This window comes from Micromonospora matsumotoense, from assembly GCF_050951065.1.
In the GTDB taxonomy this organism is placed as follows: Bacteria; Actinomycetota; Actinomycetes; order Mycobacteriales; family Micromonosporaceae; genus Micromonospora; species Micromonospora matsumotoensis.
Map to the genome: position 1 here is coordinate 119676 of NZ_CP192025.1, position 26309 is coordinate 145984.

The window sequence follows — 26309 nt, forward strand, 5'->3', positions numbered from 1 at the left end:
CCACCACCGCCCCACGCGGAGCCTGCCCACGACGCCCACCAGGACCACGCGCCCCAGCACTCCGCCGGCCGTTGGTGTTCACCGCGTCTCTCCCGTCCGCCCGCGCCGCCCAGCCTGTGCCTGCATGGCGTGTCGGGCGTGGGTCAGTTCCTCGATGAGCCAGTCGACGTGGTTGAGCGACAGGAGCACGGTTTGCGTGGTGCCGAAGTGGGTCGCGTCGAGCTTGATCGCCGGGTCGCGGCGGGTGAACCGGTCGATGAGCAGTTGCAGACTCACCCACCCGGTCCCCTCCCGCCCGATCGTGGCCAGGTACCCCGGTGCATCGGATCGTTCGGCCCACAACCCCGACACCACGGCGGACACACCACCGGCCGAGGCGACCCCGGCAGCCGCCGATTCATGGGAAAGCCGTCACTCATCACCGGCCCCCTGCCCGCCGGCCCGCGCCAGCAACCCACGCAACTGCTCCACCAGCTCGGCCGCCTCCGACAGCGACAACTCCGCCCAGGCGTTCCCCGCCCGACACGACGCGTGCACGCACACCAACGGAGCACCGGGAGCCTCCGCACTGATCAGGTACGTGACGACGAGCCCACTCGCCCGCTTCTCACCGACCCGCAGCATGTGGCCGCGATGACGACGGGCCATGTGCGCCATCACCGGCGGCACCAGATAGCCGCACCGCTCCGGCGTGCACCAGTCCGGGTGACTCGTCACCGGGGCCGGCTTGCTCGGGCGGGTCATCGTGTCCACCGCCCGCCGTGCCCCCGGTGCGCCTGCGCCACCGTCATCAACGGCGCATACCGCAGCACGGGCAGCTCCCGCGTGACACCGACCGACCACCACGGCGCAGGGCCGACCGATCCTCCGGACGACGCCGACGGCGTGTCGCTCCTGGTGGTCGGGATCGGCGTACGTCGGCGGGGCCACCAGGACGACAACCAACCGCGTCGACGATGAGAGCCGGACATCGCACCTCCACAGGTAGACGAGGAACCGGCGGCCGACCACGAGCTTGGTTGTGGCCGACCGCCGGCCCGGACGAAGGCACGGCGCACCGTCCGACGCCGGACGGGTCGGGTATCGCCGAGCCAACTTGTCTACGCGGCTACCGCAACCGGTCCCACAGGACGCCGCGCATAGGTGCGGCCAGGGCCGACACCGCGACCACCCCTGACACGAGCCGTCACCCCGACCGCACACCAGGAAACGTATCTACAAGTGGACGAGTTGTCTAGACGTCGAAACACGTCGCTTGCTTGGCACTTGGTACAACAAGTGCCAGGTACGGTGAACATGTGCCCACCCCGCACTACGGACAACCCCGCTACCGCACCATCGCCGACGAACTACGGAAGCGCATCGAGAGCGGCACCATCCCACCCGGAGCCCTACTGCCAGCCGAAAGCGCACTTACCGCTGAGTTCAGGGCAGCGCGCGGCACAGTTCGTCAGGCCATAGCCGCACTACGCGATGCAGACTTGGTGGTCACCGATCACGGGCGCGGGACATACGCCGCGCCCCGCCGAAACGCGCCGGAGCAGAACGGGGGCTCCGAGCCGGAGACGCAACAGCGCCAAGTCCTCGCAGATGCAGAGCTGGCAGCCCTTTTCGCTGTCGACGTCGGCACGGCACTCTTGGAACAGCAGACTCTCACTCGAACAAACGGGGCCGTCGGAACAGTCGTCAGAACCTACCGATTGCTTCAGACGGAGAGCTAGAGCAGTTCACACCTTCGATGCGTCTTCAAGGCGGACCTGAACGGCCGACCGCGCCGCCGCCAGGGCGCGCCCGTCGCTCCGAATCGCGCCACTCAACACGCCCGGCGGTTGGCGCTACAGCGGGAAGCCCCAGGAGCCGCCGCAGAACGACAAGTCGTCAACCGGTGAGGTGTGGGCCGGCAGCAGCCGTGCCGTGCGGCCACGAGCCCTCGTGGGTGCACGGCACGGAGGAGTCCACGCCTGCCGCGTCGCGACCCGGGCGGTGGTCGCAGTGTGCTGTCGACTGCGCCTCTGGCGAGGGCACTGGGCCTCCGAGATGGCTGCGAACCCGTCGGCGGGTTGCGGTCCGTGGGTGGTTGCGCGGCTATCCCGTCAGCCGGCGACCGGCGAGCCGAGCGGACCACCGCCCGACCCGCGAGCGTCCGAACGTGCGTCAAGGCAGTCTTGACGTGGCGGGCCGGGCGGGCGGCCTGCTCCACAGGAGTGCGGGTCGACGGCAGACAGTGAGGATGGCGCAGGCGTTTAGGTTTCGCTTGTGTAGGCGCAAATCACGACTTACGCACTGCGCCAGTGAAGCCGGCCACAAAGAGTGTTGCGAACGCCCAAGCGAGGGCCTGTAGCAGCCAGCCCATAATGGCTAGCCGGTCGCCATCAGCCGTGCCGGCGATGTCACATTGGTTTCTTGCGTTGGTTTTGATAAGAGGGACGCTCAGGTCTATGGCGACCCCGATGCGTTCGGCCGTGCGGCATGGCGTACCCGGACGCGGGTTATTCTTTGTGTGCACTAGCGCAGGCGAGGTTAAGCAAAGAACAATCGAAACGACGGCTACTGCAAGTAAGCCGACTAGAGTTCTCCAAGGTTGGTAGCCATAGCCGAGCAGAAAGCCTGTAGTTCGAGCCCAAAGGCGAGTAGATCGTCCGGTCAGCGTGTGCGAGTCGATTTGATGCTTGCGCTGAGCGCGGAGAATGGTCCGGGCCTCACTCTCATGTCCAGCTGCACGGTGAACCGCGGCAAGCTGTTGATAAGGCTGAGGGGCGTAGCCCCCGGACCCACAGCGCAGAAATAAAAGCCATTCTCTCAAATTCATCCCGCGTGGAACACGAGGATAGGTCAGACCATCAATAGAAACACGCCTATCGGGTGCGCTGCTGTTAGTTACTTGACTCGGGTCGAAGAAGAGCGACCCACCTACGGATGTGTGATCTAATGATAAGGTCTCAGTCGTTCCCGATCCTGTTGCCGCCAATTTTCCGCCCAGCAGGAGGTCGCCTCCCACCGTCATTCCGTCAGCGATGATCGCAGGCCCGCAACCGTTCTCCACCATCGCCTTCGAGATTTCCGCTGTTGAGACCTTCGCATTAGGAAGTCGGATCGTACCGGATCTGCTAGCGCTCTGGGCGGTGAAGCCGTCGCGGATCTGCAAACTGTCCGCCACCATGCCATCTGCTGAGATTGCAGGACCCGCTTCGTTGCGAAGGTGGGCGTCGGAGAAGTCGACAACGTTATCGATCCGCGAGCGGTTTAGACGTACTGCACCGAGTGTTCCTCGGCCGCGCGCTTCAAAGCCATAGCGCAGAAAGAGTGAACCCGATACCCGCATGTTATCGGCCCCAATTCCGGGCCCCGCGTCATTGTACAGCTTGGAGCTTCCAAAATTAAGGTTGCCACCCACCTTAGTGGCGACCATATTGACCGCGCCACCCAGCTCGACTGTGGCGCGGATGGTGCATTTCCAAATAAGAGGGCCGGACCTCAGGTTTGCATGTGGCATGTTCAAGGCCGACTCGGCGGCGCTGGTTAGGAGGCACTCGCGAAGTTGAAGCCCAAGGAGATCTGCGTTCTCCGCACTTATTCCTTCGGGAAGGAAACAGGAATCCAGGCTAAGCCATGCTTCTGTCTTCATGTTGTCGAGATTCAGACGGCCGGAGATGCGGGCGCCTCGAATGCGTACGCCTCTCGGATCAACGGTGCCGTTGCGGCCGATCAGAATGTCTCTCACGACGGAAGCTGCAATAGTCCGGTCGTTGCCCCATGCGCGCATTGAGGCCTCGTCTACAGAGTAGGTCCCGGCTAGGTCTCCTAGATCCAGCACCTCTCCCTGTTCAACGGCTGCTAGTAGACGGCGTGCAGTGGGGGTGGCCGAATCAGGATTTGACGACATTGATCTATTAGACCCAGCCTGGGAATCGGGGGCAAGCCCCGCGGGCTGAGTGCGGCCCGGACCGCTCGCGCAGCTAGCCTCGATCGTTCACGGCTGAGGGCGGCGGTTGTGGTCCCGCACCTTTGATCGTTGGTGTTCGATTCGTTTGGGTCGTGGGCGTGGTGGTGGGCCGTCTGTCGCGGCGGTGGGCGTGGTCTCCTGGGCTCCTCCGGTCGGTGGGATGGCGGCTGTGGTGGTCAGCCGGGGGCGGGGATCGCCGCGATCCGGGTGAACGCGGCGGTGATCTGGTCGGCCCAGGGCCAGGTCGTGGGGATGCGTAGCCGTCGGCGGCGTTGCCCGTGGACCAGGCGCGCGGCGGTGTGCAGCAGGCGGTGGCGCAGCGTCTTGGGTTCGCAGCGGGTCAGGTCACCGGTCAGGGCGAGGATCTGCAGCCAGGCGATCAGGTCGGCGGCGATCGCGGCGAGGGTGCACCAGGCCTGGTTGATGGCGAACTCGCGGGAGGGGAGTCGGCGCAGGCCGGTGTCCTTGGCGCAGCGGATGCGGTCCTCGATGCGGGCGTGGGCGCGGTGGCGGGCCTCCAGCCACTGTAGGGCGCCGATGGTGGTGTTGGTGACGAAGGCGGTGTAGCGCCAGCCGTCGCGGTGCTCGAACAGGGTCAGCTGGGCGCCGGGGTGGGGGCGTTCCCGGCGGACGATGACCCGCATCCCGGGCGGCCAGCCGGTCAGGGTGAGCAGGCCGGTCAGTCCCGTGACGTGCGCGCCGTCGCGTAGGCCGCCGTCGGCGTTGATCGCCGGTGTCCAGGCCGAGGCGGGAACCGTGGTGATCGCCCGGCGTTCCGGCTCGCCGATGGACCAGCCGATCGAGTACTCGACGGTGCGGCCCCGCTTGGTGTTCTGCGTGGTGAGCCAGTCGAGCACGGTGTGGGTGGCACCAGCGGAGTCGGCCCGCACCAGCAGATGCCGCCGATAGCTGGCGGGGACCTGCGCGAACGCCTCGCCCAGCACGTGCAGGTGATCGGCGGCGGTGTTCGCCCCGGCGTTGCCCGGCCGTAGCTGGACGGCCAGCGTCTCACCGGTGTTGTCGCAGGTGACCAGGAGGGGATGGAACCCGAAGGTGCGCTTGTAGGTCTTGTCCGCGCCGTCCTTCTCACTGTGCGCGACCAGCAGGGTCGCGTCGACGTCCAGGACCACCACACCGGCCCCGACGCCCCGACCCGCGGCCCGGGCGGCCGGCAACCGGTCGAACAACGACCACACCCGCGCCCGGACCGTCGCCCGCGCCCGCGCGATCCGCCGCGCCCGCACCTCGTCGACCTCAGCCAGGGCCCGCCAGCACGTCGCCGGCGAGGCGACTGGCCCGAACACCTCGCCTTGATGCCGGACCACGTCGATGTCGGCGATCACCTCCCCACCGTCAGCGATCATCACCGCGAGATCGGTCAGGACACGACCCCTGTCCCTGCCCGGCGTGAATCCCCGACGCGCTACCGCCTGCGACAACGCCCCGGTCAGGCCGGTCCTGTCAGCGAGAGCACGTAGCAACACCAACCCGGCGCGTGACACCACACCACGACCGCCGACCTCGACGGACAAACCCCTGGACCAATCGGTATTCTGCACCTACGAAGTGCCTTCCACGCGCGGAACTCTGAACGACTCGACACCGGTCAGTTTTCCTTACGTGGCAGGCACTTCGCCGTCTCCGCAGAGCCTTCCCAACCCCCAAGATCACGGCAGCCGTGAAAGACCGAGGCTAGGACGACGAGGAGGCAGCCAGCGATCCAGACATGCATGCGGGCGGCAGCCCTACTTCGCTGCCCAGTGCGAGCGCAGGTCTCCGCGCCAGCGTAGCTGTGTGGCCACAGCCAGGTCGCGCTGTGCCCGGTACAGGGGGTAGCGCTGGCCAGCAGGGACCTCTGCCGTGCAGGTGAACAGCAGACAGGGTGCCCGTCGGCTGACCACCTGAGTGACGATCGGTACGGACACTAGTAATGCTTTGTCACATTTCGGTATAGATGAGGAACCGTCGATGTGGTGAGTCGTTAGCGCAAACGTGGATGTTCGGGAAGTGGAGCGTCTGGGTGACGATCTGGTCGGGTTCATCGGTGATGTGTTTGGTTCGTTGACGCGGGTCGGGTGGCAGGACCGGGCGGGGCAGTATGTGCGCGGGTTGATGGTGGACGGGCGGCGTAAGTCGATCCAGCCGATGGCGGGTCGTCTGCCGGGTGTGCACGATCAGGCGTTGAACCACTTCGTGACGAACAGTCCGTGGGACGTGGTGCCGGTGCGGCGGCGGCTGGCGTGTCGGATGGACGAGGCGATCGGGCCGGCGGCGTGGGCTCTGGACGACACGGGTTGGGTCAAGTGCGGCACTGCGTCGCCGGGTGTGGCCCGGCAGTACACCGGCACGGCGGGCAAGGTCACGAACTGTCAGATCGGGGTGAGTCTGAACCTGGTCACCGATACCGCGTCGTGTCCGGTCGACTGGCGGTTGTTCCTGCCCGAGTCGTGGGATCCCGCCTCGCCGGCCGCTACCGCTGATGTCGACCAGCGGCGCGCACGGGCGCAGATCCCCGACGACGTCGGGCACCGGGAGAAGTGGCGTCTCGGGTTGGACATGATCGACGAGGCGGTCGGGTGGGGCCTGCGACCGCCGTTGATCGTGGCGGACGCCGGGTACGGCGACAGCGGCGAGTTCCGCCACGGCCTGACCGTACGCGGCCTGTCCTATGTGGTGCAGGTCGCCACCACGATCGGCGTTCAGCGGCAGACCGCGGTCCGTACCGCGCCACCGGCCAGCCGGGCCGGACGGCCACCGGCACCGCGATATCGGGACCCCGCTGTCTCGGTCAAGGACCTGGTCCTGTCCCACGGCACCGCCGCAGCCCGATCGGTGTCCTGGCGTGACGGTTCCCGCACCCGCGGCGGGCGGCCGGTGAAGATGCGCTCCCGGTTCGTGTTCCTACAGGTCCGGCCAGCCGGACGGGTCATGCTCGCCGCCCACCGCGACCAGGACCTGCCCGAGGCGTGGCTGATCGCCGAGTGGCCACCCGACCGCGACGAGCCCACCAAGTACTGGCTGTCGAACCTGCCCGCCACCACCACGAAACGCGCCCTCGTGCGGTGGGCGAAACTCCGCTGGCGCATCGAACACGACTACCACGAACTGAAGACCGGCCTCGGCCTGGACCACTTCGAGGGCCGCACCTGGCAAGGCTGGCACCACCACGTCACCCTCGTGGCCGCCGCCCACGCCTTCTGCACCCTGCAACGCCTCGACCCAAAAGCCCCCGCGCCGGCCTGACCCTCTACGCCGTACTCCGCGACCTACAAGCCCTCCTGACCAGGCTGGTCGGCGCCTGCCCCACCTGCAAACCCGCTTCCCTGCAAGAAAAACCCGCTACCCACTCAGATCATGACAAAGTACTACTAGTGGACAAGGAGGGGTGGCCGCGCAGCGCGCTCCAACGTCAAAGGGCCAAAGGGCAGCGGCTCACGTGGCGGTGCTGGCTGCCTGGAGGTCAACGAGTCGCTGGGTTGACATCCATAGGAGCATCGGGATGGCAAGGAGAATATAGGAGGATTCGATCTGCCCTGATGGCTACTCAGAGTCGACACCACGATAGGAAGATCGAGCAGGTTGTCGGATTGCTTCGCCATCTCTGCGCGGTTGCTCATGCACTCAGTCCCAGTGGCTGTTCCTCTACCCCTTTGAAGAAGTCGGCCCCGCCGACATGTTGATCGGCAGGGCGCGACATCCACAGGATGATTGAGATGGACTAGCCCTAGTAGGCACGAGCTAGTGCCTCGTCACGCAGCCTTGAACGGGTAATCCGGGTGGCGGATCTTGGAGCCGGTGGCGAATGACGTTTTCGGTTTGGCGCGTTGGTTGCGCCAGCGGATGTAGTCGCCGAGGGCGGCGTCCTGCTCGGCGTGGCTGCGGTGGTCGGTGCCGTTGAGGGCGAAGTAGCGCAGGGCGGCGAACTCGGCCTCGATCCAGTTCAGCCAGGACGCGTAGGTCGGTAGGAACACCAGGTCGACGCGGTTGGCGGCGCACCAGGCGCGGACCTCGGGGTGCTTGTGCGGGGAAAAGTTGTCCAGGATCAGGTGCAGGCGTTGGTTGGGCCAGCGGCGGCGCAGGGTCTTGAGGAAGATCAGGAACTCGCGCCACCGTTTGCGGTCGCGGATGCGGTAGTGCAGGCGGCCGGTGGCCAGGTCCAGGGCGGCGATCATGTGTCGTACGCCCTGGTCGCGGGTGTAAGTGGCACGAAGTCGCATCGGGTGTGCGACGGGTCGCCAGGCCCGTCCTGGGCGGGGTTGCAGGTTCAGCGGCCCGAACTCGTCGACGCAGAGCACCCTGCCGTCGGCGGGTGGGTGGTCGTAGAGGTCCAGGACCTGGCGCATCTTCGTGGTGAAGTCGGGGTCGGTGCTGGCCTTCCACGTCTTGGTGGCCTGCCACGTCACCCCGCGTTCGTGCAGGACACGACGCACGGTCTCGACGCTGATCGTCGTGACGTAACCCGCGGCGATGAGGTAATCGCGCAGTTTGGCAAGCGACCAGCAGGAGAACGGTTGGCCGAGGAAGCGGGGGTCGCACCGGGCGATGACGCAGATCCAGTCGCGGGTCTGCTCATCGATCCGTCTCGGTGCGCCCCCGCTCCATTTTGGGTCCAGGGCGTCGAACCCCCGCTCGTTGAACGCGTGGATCACGTCGCGGACGTAATCCTCGCTGCTCGTGAGCAGGTGGGCGATGTCCGGGGCCGGCTGCCCCTGGGCGGACATCAGCACCACGATCGCCCGCCGCAGCTTCACCGGGTCCTTCGCCGTCCTGGTGATCCGCTGCAACCGCTGGCCCTCGACCATCGACACCTGCCGGACGAACACTTCCGGCCTACTGCCCACCGGCCACCACCTCCCACCACGAGTGCTGGGAGACAGCCTGCCCGATCCATCCTCAGAACCGACGCATTACCCGACCAACGTTCAAAGACGAGGCACTAGGAACCTATCGCAGCGTCTAGCGGCACTCAGACCAGTACCGGCCACTCCCAACCACTACGAGCAGCAACCTCTCTTAGGAAAATGAAGTCAACGAAGTCCTCCCAGTCGTTTGGCAGAACAACGTCTGGCAATGCCGTTGCTTGAATCTCAACGTGATCTCGATCGCGCACCGTGGGAAGGCGCTTGAGAGCCATCGCTTGGTAGAGCGTCATAAGCGCCCTGGCTGAGCCATCGGGCCTCTCCCTGTCCGCTAAATCCGCTGCCGTCCGGTAGAGCGCCATCCCCTCGCGAAACTCACCTCTCGCGATCCTGCATAGGCCCATCGTCGCCGTTCGCACATAATCCAATTTGCCAGTACGACTTAGGACCTCAATTCCCGCATCACCTCGCCCCGCCAAGGCGAGCGCGTAAGCGGTGATGTTGGCGAGTGAGTCGCTTGATCCCGTCCTCTTGATCGCGCCTAGGCCAATCTCGCTGGCCATTAACCAATCCTCTGTCCAATGCCCGAGCAGATGAACTGCGATAGCCGCTGCGGAACTGTCATAGGGGTCGTTTCTGCACCATGTCTTGGCGCGCTCCACTGCTTCTTCAAAGTGCAACTCTAAGAAGGAGAGGCGAGTCGATAGACCTTCACACTCTGGGCTGTCCATCGATTTAGGGAGCCGACTTGCAAACGCTCTGACTTCCCGAGCTTCGGAGGTCGCAGCCGTTATGTCGGCGAGCATAGTCACGAGAGCAGTGCTTCCGGATGCATCCTTTAGGTACGCCTTGATTAATGATCGCGCTTCGCTGCGGTCTATTCTTCCACGGGCGTGGTCGACAAGAGCCGCGTTCCCTCGTAGCTCTGCAGCAAAGACCAGATTCTCCTCGCGCTTCGCCAAGTTCGCTGCGCCCTTTAATGTGGACGAGGCTCGCTTCATATCTCCTTGCCGAAGCGCTATCTGTGCCTGCATCGCCCCAAACTCAGGCAACGGAGCGACGTTTCTATCGCGCAGTCGCTTCAGCTCCGCAGACGCAGACGTGATTTCGCCAGACCTGACTAAGTAGTCCAAGAGTGCAAGCACTGTGTCTTTGCGGTTGGGTGCGAGAGCTACTGCCTGTCGACTAAAACTAATAGCTTTCTTAGGTGAGCCAATTCGCCAGTAACTGACGGCCAGGTTCATAATGGTGTCGATATCGCTTGGGTCATGGCGGTGAGCTCTCCGGAGTTCCTTCAAGGCCTGGTGGTTCCGCCCTTGAAGGAGCCAAATGTAGCCGAGAAGAGCGGCGGCCCGCGGCGCTTCGTCGCCATTGATGGCTTCTAGAAGTGCAAGTGCCTCTTCAGGCATGGAGGTGTCCAAGAAGGCAGTCGCCTTGAGGACCGTTAGCGCCGGATGTTCGGGCAGGCCACTCAGGAGAGTGCTCACCTCGACACTCTGACCGAGTCCCAACATGATCGATGCTGCCACATGAACCGAAACGACAATAGGGCTCAATCCATTGCTATCGCATTGTGCGGCCGCTTCAAGCGCCATCCGCGCTCTGCGAGCGGCTAGCTCGTAATCGCCAGACAGATAGGCAGAACTCGCGACACGGGCATGCGAGGTAGGCGAGGGACGCAGGTCGGCTTGCGCCGCTTCTGCGGAGGTATGGAACCGTGACGTCGAATCCAGTTCCGCCGCTGCATCAGCTAGAACCTCATCCTCGACGCTTCGAGGCAGTGTGCGTCCGACCGCGAGTTTGTTGGGTTCCCGGTCGCTAGAGCCTGGCTTCTGTGCGACTCCAGTCTCATGGCCGAGGGTGATGGTCGGTCCTGTATCGAGGACGCTAGAGAGAGTCACGACTTAGCCTTCCCAGCTCGATACCGTGGGCGTCGGTCTTGCAATGATGCGATCTTCGCTAGAATGTCGACCTGGTTGAGTAGCCAAAGAAGCCCACTTCCCGTGTAGCCTCTTTGCCCAAGGCGAATACGCGGTAATCGGTCCCTAGGAACGGGTGAGCAAATTTGGTTCATCAGAGTCGATAGCCTGTCGCGTAGGGCCGGAGGTGCGTTCATCGACAACATCTCAATCGCACTGTTGAACCGAGGGCGCATCGAGCCCAAGTCTGCGAACCTGCCTTGCATGGCGTCGCGTCGCGTCGCGTCAATTACCCCACGGCTAGGGCCAAGTGCTGCTGTTGTAATTGAATGTCCCATTACGAGTTCATACAACAATGACCCAAGTCCGTAGATGTCCGCTAGCTGATACGACTCCCAGTCGTCTCTTCCCTGCCAGGTGAGGTGTTCAGGTGCCGCAAAGCGGAGATCACCTCTGCCGTTCATATAGTATTCCGGTGTGTGGCGGGGTGGAAGGCTGAAGTCGCGCGCCCTACCTAAATCGGCCACTTTGCAGGTGAGTCGTTTGTCAGGCCCGGGGAATAGTAAGGCGTTACCGCATTTAATGTCGCGATGGGCGCATTTCCTTAGATGCATCTGATGTACGCCCAGAACGACTCCACGCCATAGGCGAAGACGATTGGTCCATGGAAGCCTATCCCTGACGCTATCGTCTTCGATGTACTCCGCCAGGCAACCTTCTGCTTGTTCGAGCACGTGGTACTTAACCGGAAGTTGAACGGTGAGCCCGTGGACTTGAACAGGCAACTCGACAGCCCCGCTAGCTTCGAGTCTCACGACTGCCGAGCAACCCGCCAGTTTCCTCAGCATGTGTCCTTCGTCATCGAATTCGACGCCGGCCGTCGGATCGCCTTTGAAGGGATTCAGCACCTTTATAGCTACCGCAGGTCGCCTGTCGTTGGGCTGACCTGAAAAGACGAAACCGAAGAAGCCGCGTCCGAGCGGCGCTGTCGGCCTATACTCTCCATAGCTCTGTTTGAGGAGTAGCTCTTCGATCGAGTCGCCCTGAGCACTCACCAGGATGATCTCCCGTCTATCGGTCGCCGTACTCTCGGCGCAGCCTGCTCAGCTCTTCCGGATGGGCCTTAAGGATCTCAAGTATGTCGGCTGGAACGGATCCCTCGTTCAGCGCCAAGATGTCAGACGGAACTCCGTAGTACGACGAGAGACGTAGCCTCAGTTCTTCGGAGTACCCCCGCTCCCCCCGCTCAAGGCGTGAGAGGTAGGAGGGATCGACGTTGAGATCTGAGGCGACACCCCTCAAGCTGCGCCCCTGCGTCTCTCGCAGCTCCCGGAGCAGGCTGCGGGCAACATCCTTCTCCTCCATCAGGCGAGCGTACAGGGGTGTTGCCTGGAGTGGCAACGGTTTCGTAACGGAGTGTCAGCGATGCGCTACCAACTAGGCCGAACGTGCTGGTGAGGAGGGGCCATCAGTCCGGGTTTCCAACGCTTGTAACCCACCATAGGAGCTGTTGCGCCCCGGGTTAGATGGAGACTCCGTGAAACCCGGGAACATCAAACTCTCCACCAAACCCGGGGCTTGACAAGCAGAGTTCGCGCCAGTGAGCTGACCGCGCAGAACCTACAAAGCGAGGGGTCAGAACGCGGGAGGTCGCGGGTGCGTCGACATGGCCAAACCAGGCCGTCGGAGGCCGATCATGAACGATCAACGACGACCACTGGTGATGACGTTTACCCAGTTGCAGAGCGTGGCTGGCCCGGCTACCAGGCCGGCCGGGGCTTGGGACCTGTAGTTGGTGAGCTGATGAGGCTCGTATCCCCTACCAAGCGCCCTGCTCTGCTGCTGAATCGTTCTGTTTTGGATCAAGGCACCGCGCTGCGCGCGGTGCGGGCGCGGTGGTCCCGTCCGGCGGCAAGCCGCCCCGGCCGCCTCCGGCACCGGGGCGGGAAGCCGCCGACACCCGACGGGATGCCGCGCCCACAGCAGTGACAACCTGTCTCGACGACCAGGACCAGGTCGTGACGATCGCCAGCCTGGCTGGCCTCCGTCGGACTTCCGGCGATCGGCTGCCGCACCGGCTCCGCCGGCTTGCCCTCGAATCCCGTGGACGAGCCGATCGGGCGTCCGGAGACTGCAGTCCATGAGAGAGCCGTACGTGCTGCGCCGCCTTGGTGGCGCGCGGTGGGTCGTTCATCCACCTGAGGACCCTTACGGCGACGGTTACGTGTTCACCGTCGCCACCGAGCTGCACGAGGATGGGATGACGGCTTCGACCGTGGCCATGATCGACGGCTTGTGCAGCAGCCCGGACATTGTCGCTCTGCCGGTCTTCCTCGACTCCCTGGCCGCAGGGTGGGAGGGGTGGCAGGGCGTCCGCACCTGGACGTCAATGGAGCGGGAACTCTGCTTCGACGCGCGTCACGATGGGCGCGGTTACGTCTCGCTCGGCGTTACCCTCCGTCCGCCGGGGTTCGACCCCGATGACACGGGATGGTCGGCCAGAGCGGTCTTCGTGTTGGAAGCGGGCGAGGAGATGACCCAGATGGCCGCCGACCTCAGCGCTTTGCTCCGGCTGTAGCAAGCCCCTCGTGGCGTGCCATTAGCGTGCCATTAGGGCGGGACAATCGGGGTCAACCCAGGCCACTGGGGACCACCGCGACCAGGCCGCCGGCCCCACGACCTGCCGCCCATCGTCGATTCCCAAGCTGACAGTGCGGGTTCGATTCCCGTCACCCGCTCCACACACAGAAGCCCTGGTCAGGACAGACGTCCCCGCCGGGGCTTCCGTGGTTCTAGGCCATGCTGAAACGGGGATGGGTCATGAGCGGGCCATCGGCTCAGCCTACGGTGTGAGGCATGGATGCGGTCGTGGCTCTACTGATCGTGGCCGGAGGTCTCGTCGTGAGCTTGGCTGGCCTTGGCTGGTTCGCCCGTCGTGTCCGGCGTAGCGGCGTGGGCGGAGGGCTGATGGGACCGATCGACGAGATCTACAACCCTGGTGCCCACCGGTCCAGGCAAGAGATCCAGGTGCAGGACGAACGCATGGAAGCCCCTCCGTTGACCGGCGACCAGTTTCGACGTGAGTGACACGTCGACAACACCTCCGATTGGACGGCCGATCCGTCGCCCTCGGTGGCCCGCTTCGGCTTGCGCTTGCTCGGCTTGCGCCGGGGCGTTCACGGAGGCCACCTCGTCATGACGCCGATGGGAGGACCTCCCTAGACGAAGGGTTCGACGCGCGGTTCGGCGGGGCATGCGGGGATGCTGCCGTTGTGCCCCTCAGGCTCCAGCGTCGAGCCCTTCACCCAGCCGGAGTACTGGTCGTGAACGGTGGAGACGAACACCTGGGCTGCCGTGATCCTGTTGTTGGGCCAGGCGATCTTGAACCAGATCGTGTCCTGGCGCTCGCCCGGCACCCCGGTGAAGTCGGAGTGGGCCAGGCACCGGGCGTACACGGTGGTGTTGCCCTTCGCCACGCCCAGCCGGCACTTGAGCCGGGGGTCACAACCGCAGTCCTGCTCTTTGCAGGGGCGCACCACGGCTCCGATGTCGACGCCGCTCTCTCCCCAGGTGTTTACGGTCCGGAACGGCCAAGGCCCGGTCCCGGTGGGAGTCTGACTCGTCTTGGGCAGCGGCTCCCCCTGCGGGTTGTTGCAGTTGATCTGGTTGCCCTTGATCACGCCGCACGGGCTGTCGATGGCCGTGTCTCCGCTGTTTTCCTCCGGCTTGAACAGCGCGAAGACCCCGGCGATCAGCGCCCCGATGACAGCGGCGGCGATCACGCCGACCAGCCCGATCATCGCGGCCCTGTTGTTCCTGGTGGCCTTGTCCTGGGCCATCGTTCCTCCCGGGGAGGCGTGAATGTTCCTCCTGCTCGATGGGGTACCCGGACGCGGAACGGTCAACTCATTGTGACAGAAACATGACGGAAAGCGACAGCTCGTCGGGCTGCCCGTCAAGGCTGCCATGGACCCCGTGTCGGCGCGAAAACGGCGGGGCCGCGTCGGGACGTACGCTGGTGATCATGCGGATTGGCATCGTGATCCTTCCCGACCAGCGCTGGTCGGAGTCGCGTCGGCGTTGGCAGCAGGTGGACGAGTGGGGCTTCGACCACGCCTGGACGTACGACCATCTGGGCTGGCGGGATCTGGTCGACGGCCCCTGGTTCGACTCGATGTCGACGCTGACCGCCGCCGCCACGGTGACCCGGCGGGTCCGGCTGGGCACCCTGGTCGCCTCGCCCAACTTCCGGCATCCGGCGGCGTTCGCCCGGCAGGTGACCACCCTCGACGACATCTGCGGCGGGCGGCTGCTGCTGGGCCTCGGGGCGGGTGGCATCGGCTTCGACTCGGCCGTGCTGGGCGGGGAGACCCTGCCGCCCCGGCCGAGGGTGGACCGGTTCGGCGAGTTCACCGAGCTGCTGGACCTGATCCTGCGGGAGGACGGCACCAGCTGGCAGGGCGACTGGTTCACCGCCGTGGATGCCCGCAACAACCCCGGCTGCGTGCAACAACCCCGGGTGCCGTTCGTGATGGCTGCCAACGGGCCCCGGTCGATGCGGCTGGCGGCCCGGTTCGGTCAGGGCTGGGTCACCACCGGCACCGGTGAGGAGGAGCTGACGGCCTGGTGGGACGGGGTGGCGGCGCTCTGTGCCCGGATGGACCGTACCCTCGACGAGGCTGGCCGCGACCCGGCCACCCTGCCCCGCTATCTCTCGCTGGACTCGGCGCCGGTCTTCTCGCTGCGCAGCGCGGACTTCTTCGCCGAGCAGGTCGCGCGGGCGGCGGCCTTCGGCTTCACCGACGTGATCACCCACTGGCCCCGGGCCAGCAGTTGGTATGCGGGCGACGAGGCGGTGCTGGCGGACGTCGCCACCCGCCTGCTGCCGGAGCTGCGCACGCCCTGACAAGGTGGCGTACGCGCTGACGGGGTGGCGCACGCGCTGACGGGGTGCCGCCCGGGGCCGGCTCAGGTGCCGAGGTCGCCGGTGCGTATCCCGCCGTCGCCGGCCGAGACCAGCCGGAACCGGATGCAGACGATCTCGGTGTCGTCGGTGACCGGGGTGCCGGCCCGGGCCCAGTAGCCGGCGTGCCCGGCCCGCCATTCCTCGATCGACCGGTCGCCCTCGCCCTCGGAGCGGGCGAAGTCCCAGGGGACCTGGGCGAAGGGGACGACCTCGATGCCGGTCACCTCGACCACCCCGACGAGGGCATCCCGGTCGTCGACCAGCGCCAGCCGCTCACCGACGTGCTCCAACTCCTCGGCCTCGCCGGCGTACTCGGTGAGCAGTCCGGCGGTGGCCGTCTTGACCCCGGTGAGCGCCAGCGTGTTGAGGGTGGTGCGCAGCTCACCGGGGGTGCCGAGGGCGAGCGTGCGGAGTCCGCCGATCCGAGGCCACATGCGGCCGAGGCTACCGGGGTGCCGCTGTCCCGTCGCCCGGTTTCGATGCCCCACGGTCGGCATCGTCGCGACTACGGTGGGGCCGACGACGGGAGGGACCATGGCGGACCGGCGCGCGGTGCTCATCCCCGGGCGATCTGGTTGACGCCGCTGCTGCACCGGCCCGAGGTGGTCGCGGCCCTGGGCCGGGCGTCCGCGCCGTTCCTGCTGGTCGGCGGTACGGCGGACGGCGCGTGGGACGGTGCGGCGGCGCGTCGGCTCACCCCGCACGTGCTGGAGGTGCCGGACGCCGACCACGGGCTGCTGCTGCCCGGCCCGCTGGCCCGCTCGGCCGAGGTGTTGGGCCGGGTCTGCACGGCGGTCGAGGAGTTCGTGCGGCTCACCGGGCCGGCGTGACGACCGTCAAGGCCGTGGTCAGGCCAGGTCGTCGGGGGTGAGCAGCCCGTGTGCGCCGAGTGCGGCGGCGACCGGGGCGGGCAGGTCGACGACCACGGCGGCGACGCCGAGCCAGTGGGCGCCCCGGGCGGCGCAGAGGTCCCGGACGGCCCGCACCTGTGCGCCGGTGGCCACCCAGTCGTCCACCATGAGCACCCGGTCGCCCGCGCCGAGCCGGTCGGAGCGTACCGCCAGGTCGACCTGCCTTCCCCGGAAGTCGGGTGGGCTCTGCGCCCAGGTCAGCGGGCCGGCGGGGAGCCGTCCGTCGCCGGGTTTGTGGGCCGGTACGAAGCCGACCCCGAGGGCGGTCGCGGCGAGCGGGCCGAGCATCAGCCCGGTCACCGCGGGGGCGACGACGACGGTCGGCCGGGTGGCCCGGAACGGCGCGACCAGGGCCGGTCCGAGCCCGGTCAGCACCTCCGGGTCCCGCCACCAGCCGGAGGTGTCGCTGACCAGATGGCTGCTGCCCGGCCCCGGATCGACCCAGCTGAACAGCTCGACCAGGCGGGTGCGCAGGGCGGCGGTCATGACCCCATCCTCGGCGGTGGATGCCAACGGTGGCATTCTGGCCCGTGCGGCCCAGCGGTCCTCGGCTGATCGGTCACACGTATCACTGTAATTCCGGGCATACCGCCATGATCACATTGACTTCGGAAGTGCTTCTGTCGTTACGGTCCGAGCCGTTATGAAGGCATACGAAAGGACCGAGCCGGTGGTTGGCAGGCACTCCCGTACCCGGATCTTCTCCTCGCCCGCCGGCATCGCCGCCACCGCCGCGGTGGGCGTCGCGCTCGCCGTCGGCGGCACCGTCGGCGCGGTCCAGTTGACCGCCGACGACACGCCGGCTCCCGCGGTCGTGGACACGGTCACCCCCAGCGCCGCCGGCACCACCGCCGCGCCGACCCCGAGCCTGAGCCCCAGCCCCACCGTGTCCCCGAGCGTCACCCCGTCGCCGACCGTCACCGCCAGCCCGAAGGCGGCCCGGACCCAGGCCGCCTCCCGGAGCAAGCCGCGCACGGCCGCGCCCAAGCCCTCCGCCACCACCAAGAAGGCGGCGGCCCCGAAGAGCAACGTGGTCGACAGTGGCTCCTGCGGCGCGTCCTTCTATGACGAGGGTCAGTTGACCGCCAACGGCGAGAACTTCGACCCGAGCGCGTTGACCGCCGCACACAAGACCCTGCCGTTCAACACCAAGGTCCGGGTGACCAACCCGGCCAACGGCAAGTCCGTCACCATACGGATCAACGACCGTGGCCCGTTCATCGACGGACGGTGCATCGACCTGTCCCGGGCCGCCTTCGCCTCGATCGCCTCGGTCGACCTGGGTGAACTGACCGTCAGGTACGAGGTGCTCGGCTGACGGCGAACGGCGGCACGGGTGGGCCGGCCGGGCAGAACATCCTCAATCGTGGGGCTAGGTTCATTCTCCGGCCCGGTTCCATCAGGCATGCTGTCCCACGTACGTAAACATGCCTTCCAGTTGGGCCGTGGCCCACTGAGTCCCGGGTCCCGCGCCGGCGTCGGCGCGGCCGTCGGGCTGCTCGCGATCGTTTCGGCGATCGAGTCGGCCGACGGCCGGGGCGTCCACTACGTCGCGCTGATGACGGTGGCGCCGATCCTGGCCGCCGGGTTCGCCTCCTGGCGGGCGGTGACCGGGGTGGGCTTCCTCGCGCTGCTGGTCGGGGCCGGGTTCGCGGTGGCCGATTCGGAGATGAAGCTGACCACGCCCGTCGCCCTCGTCGGCATCGCCTTCGCCACCTTGGTGGCGGCCAGCGTGGCGGCGGTCCGGCAGGGTCAGGTCGAGCGGATCGGCGAGCTGTCCAAACTGGCCTCGGTGGCCCAGCAGGCCGTGCTGCGTCCGCTCGGCCCGCAGGTCGGCACCCTGGCGGTGGCGGCCCGGTACATCTCTCCCACGGCCACCGCCGAGATCGGCGGAGACCTGTACGAGGCGATCGACACCCCGTACGGCGTCCGAATGATCATCGGGGACGTGCGCGGCAAGGGGCTGGACGCGGTCCGGCTCGCCAGCATCGTGCTCGGCTCCTACCGGCACGTCGCCTACGAACGGCCCGATCTGCGGGCGGTGGTGGCCGACCTGGACCGGGCGGTGGCCCGCAACGTGGGTGACGAGGACTTCGTCACCGCCGCCGTGGTCGAGGAGCGCGGCGGGACGCTGACCATCGTCAACTGCGGCCATCCGGCACCGCTGCTGCTGCGCCGGGGTGCGGTGATCCCGCTGGAGCCGCCCGCCCCCGCGCCGCCGCTGGGCTTCATGCCGGTGGTCCGGCCCCGGGTCGAGCGGTTGGAACCGGGCGACCGGCTGCTGCTGTTCACCGACGGGCTCGGTGAGGCGCGGCGGGACGGCGAGTTCTTCCCGACCGCCGACCGGGCCTGGCGGTTGCTCGGTCACGGCACGGTCGGGGACGGTCTGGCCTCCCTGGAGACCGCGCTGGTCGAGTGGGTGCACGGTCGGCTCGACGACGACATCGCCCTGGTCCTGATGGAGTACACCGGCCCGCGCAGCGGGGTGACGGTGGCGGTGCCCTCGTGGGAGGTCGGCGCGGCGGAGAGCTGAAGCGCAGGTGTGTAATCGCCGTCACTCCGGCGCGCGGGTTGTCGCTGCCTACCGGTGAGTAATACAGTGGGGGTTACTGATCGGTAACACCTGTCCGGAAGCGGGGCCAGCGAGCATGACCCACTACAAGAGCAACCTTCGGGACCTTGAGTTCAACCTGTTCGAGGTCTTCGGGGCGGACCGGACGTTCGGCCAGGAGCCGTACACGGACCTGGACGTCGACACCGCCCGCAGCTTCCTCTCCGAGGTCGACCGCCTGGCCCGTGAGGACCTCGCGGCCAGCTACCAGGACAGCGACCGCAACCCGCCGGTCTTCGACCCCGCGACGCACACCGCGCCGCTGCCGGAGTCGTTCAAGAAGTCGTACCAGGCGTTCATGGACTCCGAGTTCTGGCGGCTGGACCTCCCCGAGTCCCTCGGCGGCAGCAGCGCCCCGCGCGCCCTCTGGTGGTCGCTCGCCGAGCTGGTGCTCGGCGCCAACGCGCCGGTCTGGATGTACGCCTCCGGCCCGTCCTTCGCGCACGTGTTGCAGGTCGAGGGCACCGACGAGCAGAAGAAGTGGGCCAAGCTCTTCATCGACCAGCAGTGGGCCTCCACCATGGTGCTCACCGAGCCGGACGCCGGCTCGGACGTCGGCGCCGGCCGGGCCCGCGCGGTCCCGCAGCCGGACGGCTCCTGGCACGTCGAGGGCGTGAAGCGCTTCATCACCTCCGGCGAGCACGACCTCAGCGACAACATCGTCCACTACGTGCTGGCCCGTCCGGTCGGTGTCGAGGGCGTCGGCGGCCCGGGCACCAAGGGGCTGTCCCTCTTCGTCGTGCCGAAGTTCCACTTCGACGCCGAGACCGGCGAGCTGGGCGAGCGCAACGGCGTCTACGCCACCAACGTCGAGCACAAGATGGGCATCAAGGTCTCCAACACCTGCGAGCTGACCTTCGGCGAGCACGGCGTACCGGCCAAGGGCTGGCTGCTGGGCGAGAAGCACGACGGCATCCGGCAGATGTTCATGATCATCGAGTACGCCCGGATGATGGTCGGCACGAAGGCGATCGCCACCCTCTCCACCGGCTACCTCAACGCCCTGGAGTACGCGAAGAACCGGGTGCAGGGCGCCGACCTGATCCAGCAGGCCGACAAGGCCGCGCCCCGGGTCACCATCACCCGCCACCCGGACGTGCGCCGCTCGCTGCTGATGCAGAAGTCGTACGCCGAGGGGCTGCGGGCGCTGGTCTGCTACACCTCCACCTGGCAGGACAAGATCGCGATCGCCGAGGCGGCCGGCGACGAACCGGCCACCAAGCTGGCCAGGCGGGTCAACGACCTGCTCCTGCCGCTGGTCAAGGGCGTCGGCTCGGAGCGGGCGTACGAGCTGCTCGGCCACGAGGCGCTCCAGACGTACGGCGGCTCCGGCTTCCTGCAGGACTACCCGCTGGAGCAGTACGTCCGGGACGCCAAGATCGACACTCTGTACGAGGGCACCACCGCGATCCAGAGCCTCGACCTGATCTTCCGGAAGATCGTCCGGGACAACGGCAAGGCGCTCATGACGGTCGCCGGTGAGGTCCAGGAGTTCATCAGCACCGAGGCCGGCAACGGGCAGCTCAAGGAGGAGCGGCAGGCGCTCGGCCGGGCGCTCGCCGAGATCCAGCACATCCTCGGCGTGCTGACCGGCTGGCTCGGTGAGGCCCAGGCCGGCGACACCCGCAGCCTCTACAAGGTCGGCCTGAGCAGCCGTCGCTTCCTGCTCGCCCTCGGCGACCTGGTCGTCGGCTGGCTGCTCCAGAAGCAGGCCGACGTGGCGCTGAAGGCCCTGGCCGGCGAGGTCTCCACCGCCGACCGGGCGTTCTACACCGGCAAGGTGGCCGCCGCCCGGTTCTTCGCCCGCGAGGTGCTGCCCCGCATCGGCGCCGACCGGCGGATCATCGAGGGCGCCGACCTGGACATCATGGACCTCCCGGAAGAGGCCTTCTGACCCTGACCGCCCCCGACCTGACCGCCCCCGACCTGACCGGCCTGACCTGACCGGCCTGACCTGACGCCCCCGACCTGACCAGCCCGGCAAGGCCGGCGGCTCCGGGTGCCAGGTTCGCTGGGTGATTCGCAAGGGGGCCGATAGTGCGGTATCCGGACGTCTGGATAGCGCACTATCGGCCCCCTTGTGCTGATCATGTGCGCCGAGTGCCGCACTGTCGGCCCCGTTGAGGTGATCGTGCCGGTCCGGTGCCGGCAGAAGAGGTCGGCGGCGCGGGATCTGCCGGGTCCGATCCCGGTAGGCGGGCCGCTGGGCGGGTAACCCGCGCGGACCACGTCAGGGCACGCCCAACGGCCATCGCACGGGGGAGTGCAGCGCACATGGGCATTGGTAGCGGCATTTTTCTCATCGCGCTCGGCGCGATCATGACGTTCGCCATCCGGGCCGACGTCTGGTGGATCAATCTGCGCGCAGTCGGCTGGGTGTTCATCCTGGCCGGCTTGGCCGTGCTGCTCACCACGCTCTGGTTCTGGCAAGACCGGCGCAAGCGGGCGCGCACGCTCATCGTGGAGGAGAACCGGCTCTCGCACCCGACCGCGATGATGCCGCCGCCGCCCGACCCGCCGCCGCCCACCGCGCCCCCGTCCTGACCCGGCCCGGTCGTCCACGCCCGCCGGTCGTCCACGCCCGCCGGTTGGCCGGGCCCACCGCGGTCGTCGAGGCCCGCCGGTTGGCCGGACCCGCCGGTCGTCCAAGGCCCGTCGGTGGCCGGGCCCGTCGGTGGCCGGGCCCGCTGGTTTCCCGGCCCGCTGGGGCCGGGCCTGCTGGCCGGAAGGATCAGCCGCGGGCGGTGTGCCGGGCGATGATCGGGCTGTCGCCCGGGGTCAGGTCCGCCCAGGAGGTCGTCGTGCGGTGCACCGCGAGATCGGTGGTACGCAGCCCCTCCCGGTCGGCCAGTTCCGGGTCGAGGAGCGCCGAGAGTAGCGAGATGCCCGGATTGTGGGCGACGAGCAGGACCGTGTGGGCCTCCGGCTCGACCATGCGCACCAGGTCGAGCAGGTCGTCCGGGTGTGCCTCGTACGCGGCGGCGGCGTAGCGCACCACCGGGGCCGTCCCCGCCGGGCCGCCCTCCGGCGGGACCCCGGTCATGCCGAGCGCCACGTCGTGCCAGGTCTGCCTGGTCCGGCGGGCCGCCGAGCAGAGCACCACGTCAGGGAGCAGCGCCTGCCGGGCCAGCCACGCCCCGGCGGCGGCGGCGTCCGCGTGCCCCCGTGCGGTCAGCCGCCGCTCGACGTCGGGGCCGTTTCCGGGTTGTTCGGCCTTGGCGTGTCGGAGCAGCACCAGTGTCCGTGTCTCGGCCTCGCCGTCCGTCATTCCCCCAGCTTGCCTGATTGACGCGTGTGTCGCCTGGGTATGTCGATGGGGCCACTCGCTCATCGATGCCCTCGATGGCCGTGGCGGGTGGGTAACGCCAGCTGACAGCCAAGGAGGCGACGTCATGGGCATCGGTGCCAGCATCTTCCTCATCGCGGTGGGTGCGATCTTCGCGTTCGCCATCGACGCCGACCTGGGATGGCTCAACCTCGACGTGGTGGGCTGGGTGCTGATGCTCGCCGGCCTCGTCGGGTTGCTGACCACCCTCTTCTTCTGGAACAGCCGTCGCCGGGCCGTGGTCACCACCGCGGTGCGCCAGGACCAGGTCGTCGCCGACCGGGTCGTGCCGGTGCAGGGCGACCGGGTGGTGCGCGAGGAGTACCGCGAGGCGCGCGGCCCGGGTTACCCGGTCTGACCGCACCGCACCACATGATCTCAGGGGCCCCGCAACGGCGCGGGGCCCCTGAACTATTCCCCGGTCTGTTCCCTCTCGGCCGGGTCGAGACCTTGCCAAGGCGAGACCTTGCCAAGGCGAGACCTTGCCAAGGCGAGACCTTGCCAAGGCGAGACCCGGCCCGGGGCGGCCGGCGCCGGGGTGGCGCGACCATCCCGGCCACGGGGCGGGTGATCAGGCGAAGACAGCGAAGTAGATCGCGATGTGGTGACAGAGGGCGGCGATCAGGGTGCAGGCGTGGAAGAACTCGTGGTGGCCGAAGACGGTGGGCCACGGGTTCGGCCGACGCAGCGCATAGAAGACCGCGCCGACGCTGTAGATCGCTCCACCGGCGGCGAGCAGCACCAGCACGGTGACCCCGCCCTGGCGCAGGATCTGCGGGAGGATCGCCACCGACACCCAGCCGAGGGCCAGGTAGAGCGGGGCGGAGACCCAGCGCGGGGCGTGCGGCCAGATCAGCTTGACGGCCACGCCGGCCAGCGCCCCGCCCCAGACCAGGCCGAGCATCAGGGTGGCCATCCGCCGGTCGAGCAGGAGCACGCAGAGCGGGGTGTACGTGCCGGCGATGAACACGAAGATCATCGAGTGGTCCATCCGGCGCATGATCTGGTAGCCGCGCTCCGACCACACCCGCCGGTGGTAGAGGGCGCTGGTGCCGAAGAGGCCGCAGACGGTCACGCTGTAGATCAGGCAGCTCACCAGGGGGGCCCAGCCGGGGCGGGTGGCCGCGACGGCGCAGAGCACGGTGCCGCAGACGAGCGCGACGAAGAACGCGTAGGTGTGCAGCCAGCCGCGCATCCGGGGCTTACCGATGTCGACCGGCTTGAGTCGAAGCGGTGCGGAGGTGGTCACAGAATCAGGTTACGGCACCGTAGGTTACTTGTAGGTAGTGCGACCCGTCACCACGCCGGTCGAGTCTACCGACCCTGGACGGCGCATCGATCGGGGAGTATGGCGGGATGCGCATCCGACCCGTGGGCCGGCACGCCCTCCTGCTGGACTGTGACGACCCCGGCCAGGTGGAACAGTGGCGGGCCGAGCTGTGGCGACGCCGCGCGGCCGGTGAGCTGAGCGCCGCCGAGATCGTCCCCGCGGCCGGCACCGTCCTGCTCGACGGGGTCCCCGACCCCGGGGCCACGGCCGCCCGGATCGCCGGCTGGACCCCCGACCCGGTCACCACCACGGCCACCGCCGCCACCGTCGACGTCCCCACCGTGTACGACGGCGAAGACCTGCCCCTGGTCGCCGCGCACTGGCGACTGACCGTGCCCCAGGTGGTGCAACGCCTGCGGGAGACCGAGTTCCGGGTGGCGTTCTGCGGCTTCGCCCCCGGCTTCGGCTACCTGACCGGGCTGCCCCCGCGGTACGCGGTGCCCCGGCTGCCCACCCCGCGCCCCCGGGTACCGGCCGGCTCGGTGGCCCTGGCCGGGCCGTACGCGGGGATCTATCCGACCGCCTCGCCGGGTGGCTGGCTGCTGGTGGGGCGGACCACGCTCACCCTCTTCGACGTGTCCGCCGACCCACCGGCCGTCCTCACCCCCGGCACCCGGGTCCGGCTGGTGACCGGATGACCGGCGGCCACCCGTCCCGGCCGGGGGCGGTATGACCGCGAAGCGTCGGGCGGAGCAGCCACCCGAGCCGACCAGGGACGGGACCGGTGTGGGCCGGGCGGAACTGTCATCCGGGCCGACCAGGGACGGGACCGGTGTGGGCCGGGCGGAGCTGTCATCCGGGCCGACCGGGGGCGCGACCGGTGTGGGCCGGGCGGAGGCGTCACCCGGGTCTACCGGTGGGGTGATCGAGGTACGCCGGGCGGGACCGCGTACCACCGTGCAGGACCTGGGGCGGCCGGGGTGGGCGCATCTCGGCGTACCCCGGTCGGGGGCGCTCGATCCGGCGGCGCTGGCGCTGGCGAACCGGCTGGTCGGCAACCCGGCGGACGCCGCCGGTCTGGAGCTGACCCTCGGCGGGTGTGAGCTGCGGTTGACCCGGGCCGGCACGGTGGCGGTGACCGGGGCCGACATCGACGTCCGGGTGGACGACCGTCCCGGCGACGTGGGCCGGCCGCTGGCGGTGCCGGCGGGGGCGGTGCTGCGGATCGGGTCGCCCCGGCACGGGCTGCGCAACTGGCTCGCGGTCGACGGTGGGATCGCCGTCGCGCCGGTGCTCGGCAGCCGGTCCACCGACACCCTCTCCGGCCTCGGCCCACCCCCGGTACGCGACGGCGACCAGCTCCCGCTCGGCGGGGCCACCGGGCCACCCGCCCCGGTGGACTTCACGGTCGGTCGGCCGGTACCGGAGGAGTTGTGGCTGACCCTGCGCCCCGGCCCGCGCGCCGACTGGTTCACCGCCGAGGCGCTGGAGTTGCTGTGCGGTACGGCGTACACGGTGAGTCCGGTGAGTGACCGGGTCGGTGCGCGACTGCGCGGCGCGGCGCTGCCCCGCGCGGTGGCCGGTGAGCTGCCGAGTGAGGGCGTGGTGCTCGGCGCGGTGCAGGTGCCCGCCGACGGCCAACCGTTGATCTTCCTGGCCGACCATCCGACCACCGGCGGCTACCCGGTGATCGGGGTGGTGGACGACGTGACCGGGCTCGCGCAGGCCCGGCCGGGGACTACGGTGAGATTCCATGGACCTCAACGCTGACCTCGGCGAGGGATTCGGCATCTGGCGGCTCGGCGACGACGAGGCGCTGCTCGACCTGGTCACCTCCGCCAACGTGGCCTGCGGCTTCCACGGCGGCGATCCGTCGACCATGCGGCGGGTCTGCGCCGCCGCCGCCGAACGCGGCGTCACGGTCGGCGCGCAGGTCGGCTACCGGGACCTGGCCGGTTTCGGCCGCCGGCACATCGCGTACGGCTTCGATGAGCTGCGCGACGAGGTGACCTACCAGCTGGGGGCGCTCGACGCGTTCTGCCGGCCGCACCGCACCCGGGTCCGCTACCTCAAGCCGCACGGCGCGCTCTACCACGCGGCGGCCACCGACGAGGTGCAGGCCGCCGCACTGGTCGCGGCGGTCAGCGGGTACGACCACGAGCTGCCGATCCTGTGCGCGCCCGGCTCCACCCTCGCCCAGCTCGCCGTCGGCGCGGGCCTGCGGGTGGTCGCCGAGGGCTTCGCCGACCGGGGTTACCTGCCCAACGGGGCGCTGGTGCCGCGTACCGCGCCGGACGCGCTGGTCACCGACCCGGAGGAGGTGGCCGTCCGGGCGGTGCGGATGGCCACCGAGCGGACGGTGGTGGCGGTCGACGGGACCGTGGTGCCGTGCCCGGTCGCCTCGATCTGCCTGCACGGGGACAGCCCCGGCGCGGTCGCCTCGGCAGCCCTGGTGCGGGCCGCGCTGATCGACGCCGGGGTCACCCCGACCCCGTTCGCCTGACG

General features: G+C 68.2%; 27 protein-coding genes. 14 read left to right on the forward strand and 13 right to left on the reverse strand.

Annotated features, from left to right (window positions below):
• Positions 1–78: 78 nt before the first annotated feature.
• Both ACQP1S_RS00620 and ACQP1S_RS00625 read right to left on the reverse strand, forming a co-directional pair.
• On the reverse strand, positions 79–276 hold the full coding sequence (locus tag ACQP1S_RS00620; RefSeq protein ID WP_432902012.1) for a precorrin-4 C11-methyltransferase: 198 nt from the start codon (positions 274–276) through the stop codon (positions 79–81).
• 135 nt (positions 277–411) lie between these two features.
• On the reverse strand, positions 412–744 hold the full coding sequence (locus tag ACQP1S_RS00625; protein WP_432902014.1) for a hypothetical protein: 333 nt from the start codon (positions 742–744) through the stop codon (positions 412–414).
• 554 nt (positions 745–1298) lie between these two features.
• Here ACQP1S_RS00625 and ACQP1S_RS00630 point away from each other — a divergent pair.
• Complete coding sequence (locus ACQP1S_RS00630; protein ID WP_432902016.1) at positions 1299–1721, forward strand: GntR family transcriptional regulator; 423 nt, start codon at positions 1299–1301, stop codon at positions 1719–1721.
• Between the two features lie 548 nt (positions 1722–2269).
• On the opposite strand, the gene ACQP1S_RS00635 is transcribed toward ACQP1S_RS00630, so the two are convergent.
• Together ACQP1S_RS00635 and ACQP1S_RS00640 are read right to left on the reverse strand one after the other, a co-directional pair.
• On the reverse strand, positions 2270–3721 hold the full coding sequence (locus tag ACQP1S_RS00635) for a hypothetical protein (protein ID WP_432902018.1): 1452 nt from the start codon (positions 3719–3721) through the stop codon (positions 2270–2272).
• A 398-nt stretch (positions 3722–4119) separates the two neighbouring features.
• Positions 4120–5502 carry an IS1380 family transposase gene (locus ACQP1S_RS00640; protein WP_432902020.1) on the reverse strand — a complete coding sequence of 461 codons (1383 nt, stop codon included), beginning with the start codon at positions 5500–5502 and terminating at the stop codon, positions 4120–4122.
• A gap of 433 nt (positions 5503–5935) precedes the next feature.
• Between ACQP1S_RS00640 and ACQP1S_RS00645 the strand changes: the two genes are divergently transcribed.
• A complete protein-coding gene (locus tag ACQP1S_RS00645) occupies positions 5936–7186 on the forward strand; it encodes an IS701 family transposase (RefSeq protein ID WP_432902022.1) in 1251 nt (416 codons plus the stop codon).
• Positions 7187–7692: 506 nt separating this feature from the next.
• On the opposite strand, the gene ACQP1S_RS00650 is transcribed toward ACQP1S_RS00645, so the two are convergent.
• The 4 genes from ACQP1S_RS00650 to ACQP1S_RS00665 form a co-directional block, all read right to left on the reverse strand.
• Complete coding sequence (locus tag ACQP1S_RS00650) at positions 7693–8784, reverse strand: IS630 family transposase (protein WP_432902024.1); 1092 nt, start codon at positions 8782–8784, stop codon at positions 7693–7695.
• A gap of 125 nt (positions 8785–8909) precedes the next feature.
• The gene (locus ACQP1S_RS00655; protein ID WP_432902026.1) at positions 8910–10289 is read right to left on the reverse strand and encodes a hypothetical protein; all 1380 of its coding nucleotides are present in this window, start codon (positions 10287–10289) and stop codon (positions 8910–8912) included.
• 410 nt (positions 10290–10699) lie between these two features.
• Positions 10700–11776 (reverse strand): protein kinase domain-containing protein, encoded by a 1077-nt coding sequence (locus tag ACQP1S_RS00660; RefSeq protein WP_432902028.1) that lies wholly within the window; start codon positions 11774–11776, stop codon positions 10700–10702.
• Positions 11777–11792: 16 nt separating this feature from the next.
• Positions 11793–12086: a helix-turn-helix domain-containing protein gene (locus tag ACQP1S_RS00665; protein ID WP_432902030.1), complete on the reverse strand. Its 294-nt coding sequence runs from the start codon at positions 12084–12086 to the stop codon at positions 11793–11795.
• Positions 12087–12861: 775 nt separating this feature from the next.
• Here ACQP1S_RS00665 and ACQP1S_RS00670 point away from each other — a divergent pair.
• Entirely contained in the window at positions 12862–13299 is a 438-nt protein-coding gene (locus ACQP1S_RS00670) for a DUF6228 family protein (RefSeq protein WP_432902032.1), read from the forward strand.
• 278 nt (positions 13300–13577) lie between these two features.
• Positions 13578–13808, forward strand: coding sequence for a hypothetical protein (locus ACQP1S_RS00675; RefSeq protein WP_432902034.1), 231 nt, complete (start codon positions 13578–13580; stop codon positions 13806–13808).
• A gap of 131 nt (positions 13809–13939) precedes the next feature.
• On the opposite strand, the gene ACQP1S_RS00680 is transcribed toward ACQP1S_RS00675, so the two are convergent.
• Positions 13940–14560, reverse strand: a complete 621-nt coding sequence (locus ACQP1S_RS00680; protein WP_432902036.1) for a hypothetical protein — start codon at positions 14558–14560, stop codon at positions 13940–13942.
• 185 nt (positions 14561–14745) lie between these two features.
• On the opposite strand from ACQP1S_RS00680, the gene ACQP1S_RS00685 reads away from it, so the two are divergent.
• The gene (locus ACQP1S_RS00685) at positions 14746–15627 is read left to right on the forward strand and encodes an LLM class flavin-dependent oxidoreductase (protein ID WP_432902038.1); all 882 of its coding nucleotides are present in this window, start codon (positions 14746–14748) and stop codon (positions 15625–15627) included.
• Positions 15628–15689: 62 nt separating this feature from the next.
• On the opposite strand, the gene ACQP1S_RS00690 is transcribed toward ACQP1S_RS00685, so the two are convergent.
• Positions 15690–16121 (reverse strand): ASCH domain-containing protein, encoded by a 432-nt coding sequence (locus tag ACQP1S_RS00690; RefSeq protein WP_432902040.1) that lies wholly within the window; start codon positions 16119–16121, stop codon positions 15690–15692.
• Between the two features lie 141 nt (positions 16122–16262).
• On the opposite strand from ACQP1S_RS00690, the gene ACQP1S_RS00695 reads away from it, so the two are divergent.
• Positions 16263–16517 (forward strand): hypothetical protein, encoded by a 255-nt coding sequence (locus ACQP1S_RS00695; RefSeq protein ID WP_432902042.1) that lies wholly within the window; start codon positions 16263–16265, stop codon positions 16515–16517.
• 18 nt (positions 16518–16535) lie between these two features.
• Here ACQP1S_RS00695 and ACQP1S_RS00700 read toward each other — a convergent pair whose 3' ends face one another.
• Positions 16536–17084: a phosphoribosyltransferase gene (locus tag ACQP1S_RS00700; RefSeq protein WP_432902044.1), complete on the reverse strand. Its 549-nt coding sequence runs from the start codon at positions 17082–17084 to the stop codon at positions 16536–16538.
• 184 nt (positions 17085–17268) lie between these two features.
• Between ACQP1S_RS00700 and ACQP1S_RS00705 the strand changes: the two genes are divergently transcribed.
• The 4 genes from ACQP1S_RS00705 to ACQP1S_RS00720 all read left to right on the forward strand — a co-directional run bounded on the left by ACQP1S_RS00705 (position 17269) and on the right by ACQP1S_RS00720 (position 21753).
• Positions 17269–17916, forward strand: a complete 648-nt coding sequence (locus ACQP1S_RS00705) for a septal ring lytic transglycosylase RlpA family protein (protein ID WP_432902046.1) — start codon at positions 17269–17271, stop codon at positions 17914–17916.
• A gap of 87 nt (positions 17917–18003) precedes the next feature.
• Positions 18004–19131 carry a PP2C family protein-serine/threonine phosphatase gene (locus ACQP1S_RS00710; RefSeq protein WP_091253399.1) on the forward strand — a complete coding sequence of 376 codons (1128 nt, stop codon included), beginning with the start codon at positions 18004–18006 and terminating at the stop codon, positions 19129–19131.
• A 115-nt stretch (positions 19132–19246) separates the two neighbouring features.
• A complete protein-coding gene (locus ACQP1S_RS00715) occupies positions 19247–21103 on the forward strand; it encodes an acyl-CoA dehydrogenase (protein WP_432902048.1) in 1857 nt (618 codons plus the stop codon).
• Positions 21104–21483: 380 nt separating this feature from the next.
• The gene (locus tag ACQP1S_RS00720; RefSeq protein ID WP_091253403.1) at positions 21484–21753 is read left to right on the forward strand and encodes a DUF6458 family protein; all 270 of its coding nucleotides are present in this window, start codon (positions 21484–21486) and stop codon (positions 21751–21753) included.
• 187 nt (positions 21754–21940) lie between these two features.
• Here ACQP1S_RS00720 and ACQP1S_RS00725 read toward each other — a convergent pair whose 3' ends face one another.
• The gene (locus ACQP1S_RS00725; protein ID WP_432902050.1) at positions 21941–22477 is read right to left on the reverse strand and encodes a SixA phosphatase family protein; all 537 of its coding nucleotides are present in this window, start codon (positions 22475–22477) and stop codon (positions 21941–21943) included.
• Positions 22478–22601: 124 nt separating this feature from the next.
• Between ACQP1S_RS00725 and ACQP1S_RS00730 the strand changes: the two genes are divergently transcribed.
• Positions 22602–22892: a DUF6458 family protein gene (locus tag ACQP1S_RS00730; RefSeq protein ID WP_432902052.1), complete on the forward strand. Its 291-nt coding sequence runs from the start codon at positions 22602–22604 to the stop codon at positions 22890–22892.
• Positions 22893–23105: 213 nt separating this feature from the next.
• On the opposite strand, the gene trhA is transcribed toward ACQP1S_RS00730, so the two are convergent.
• Entirely contained in the window at positions 23106–23783 is a 678-nt protein-coding gene (trhA, locus tag ACQP1S_RS00735) for a PAQR family membrane homeostasis protein TrhA (protein ID WP_091253409.1), read from the reverse strand.
• A gap of 107 nt (positions 23784–23890) precedes the next feature.
• Between trhA and ACQP1S_RS00740 the strand changes: the two genes are divergently transcribed.
• From ACQP1S_RS00740 to ACQP1S_RS00750, 3 genes are all read left to right on the forward strand, one after another.
• The gene (locus ACQP1S_RS00740) at positions 23891–24502 is read left to right on the forward strand and encodes a 5-oxoprolinase subunit B family protein (RefSeq protein WP_432902055.1); all 612 of its coding nucleotides are present in this window, start codon (positions 23891–23893) and stop codon (positions 24500–24502) included.
• Positions 24503–24686: 184 nt separating this feature from the next.
• On the forward strand, positions 24687–25574 hold the full coding sequence (locus tag ACQP1S_RS00745; RefSeq protein ID WP_432907667.1) for a biotin-dependent carboxyltransferase family protein: 888 nt from the start codon (positions 24687–24689) through the stop codon (positions 25572–25574).
• Positions 25558–26307: a LamB/YcsF family protein gene (locus tag ACQP1S_RS00750; protein WP_091253415.1), complete on the forward strand. Its 750-nt coding sequence runs from the start codon at positions 25558–25560 to the stop codon at positions 26305–26307. Before ACQP1S_RS00745 ends, ACQP1S_RS00750 begins: the two co-directional genes overlap by 17 nt.
• Positions 26308–26309: the final 2 nt, after the last annotated feature.

What these genes read in the sequence shown, in the direction of transcription:
- ACQP1S_RS00750 (WP_091253415.1), top strand. Translation starts at nt 25,558, where the DNA reads ATGGACCTCAACGCTGACCTCGGCGAGGGATTCGGCATCTGGCGGCTC.
- ACQP1S_RS00690 (WP_432902040.1), bottom strand. Translation starts at nt 16,121, where the DNA reads ATGTGGCCTCGGATCGGCGGACTCCGCACGCTCGCCCTCGGCACCCCC.
- ACQP1S_RS00675 (WP_432902034.1), top strand. Translation starts at nt 13,578, where the DNA reads ATGGATGCGGTCGTGGCTCTACTGATCGTGGCCGGAGGTCTCGTCGTG.
- ACQP1S_RS00710 (WP_091253399.1), top strand. Translation starts at nt 18,004, where the DNA reads ATGCTGTCCCACGTACGTAAACATGCCTTCCAGTTGGGCCGTGGCCCA.
- ACQP1S_RS00720 (WP_091253403.1), top strand. Translation starts at nt 21,484, where the DNA reads ATGGGCATTGGTAGCGGCATTTTTCTCATCGCGCTCGGCGCGATCATG.
- ACQP1S_RS00625 (WP_432902014.1), bottom strand. Translation starts at nt 744, where the DNA reads ATGACCCGCCCGAGCAAGCCGGCCCCGGTGACGAGTCACCCGGACTGG.
- ACQP1S_RS00670 (WP_432902032.1), top strand. Translation starts at nt 12,862, where the DNA reads ATGAGAGAGCCGTACGTGCTGCGCCGCCTTGGTGGCGCGCGGTGGGTC.
- ACQP1S_RS00665 (WP_432902030.1), bottom strand. Translation starts at nt 12,086, where the DNA reads ATGGAGGAGAAGGATGTTGCCCGCAGCCTGCTCCGGGAGCTGCGAGAG.
- ACQP1S_RS00740 (WP_432902055.1), top strand. Translation starts at nt 23,891, where the DNA reads ATGCGCATCCGACCCGTGGGCCGGCACGCCCTCCTGCTGGACTGTGAC.
- ACQP1S_RS00680 (WP_432902036.1), bottom strand. Translation starts at nt 14,560, where the DNA reads ATGGCCCAGGACAAGGCCACCAGGAACAACAGGGCCGCGATGATCGGG.
- ACQP1S_RS00715 (WP_432902048.1), top strand. Translation starts at nt 19,247, where the DNA reads ATGACCCACTACAAGAGCAACCTTCGGGACCTTGAGTTCAACCTGTTC.
- ACQP1S_RS00700 (WP_432902044.1), bottom strand. Translation starts at nt 17,084, where the DNA reads ATGACCGCCGCCCTGCGCACCCGCCTGGTCGAGCTGTTCAGCTGGGTC.
- ACQP1S_RS00685 (WP_432902038.1), top strand. Translation starts at nt 14,746, where the DNA reads ATGCGGATTGGCATCGTGATCCTTCCCGACCAGCGCTGGTCGGAGTCG.
- ACQP1S_RS00725 (WP_432902050.1), bottom strand. Translation starts at nt 22,477, where the DNA reads ATGACGGACGGCGAGGCCGAGACACGGACACTGGTGCTGCTCCGACAC.
- ACQP1S_RS00730 (WP_432902052.1), top strand. Translation starts at nt 22,602, where the DNA reads ATGGGCATCGGTGCCAGCATCTTCCTCATCGCGGTGGGTGCGATCTTC.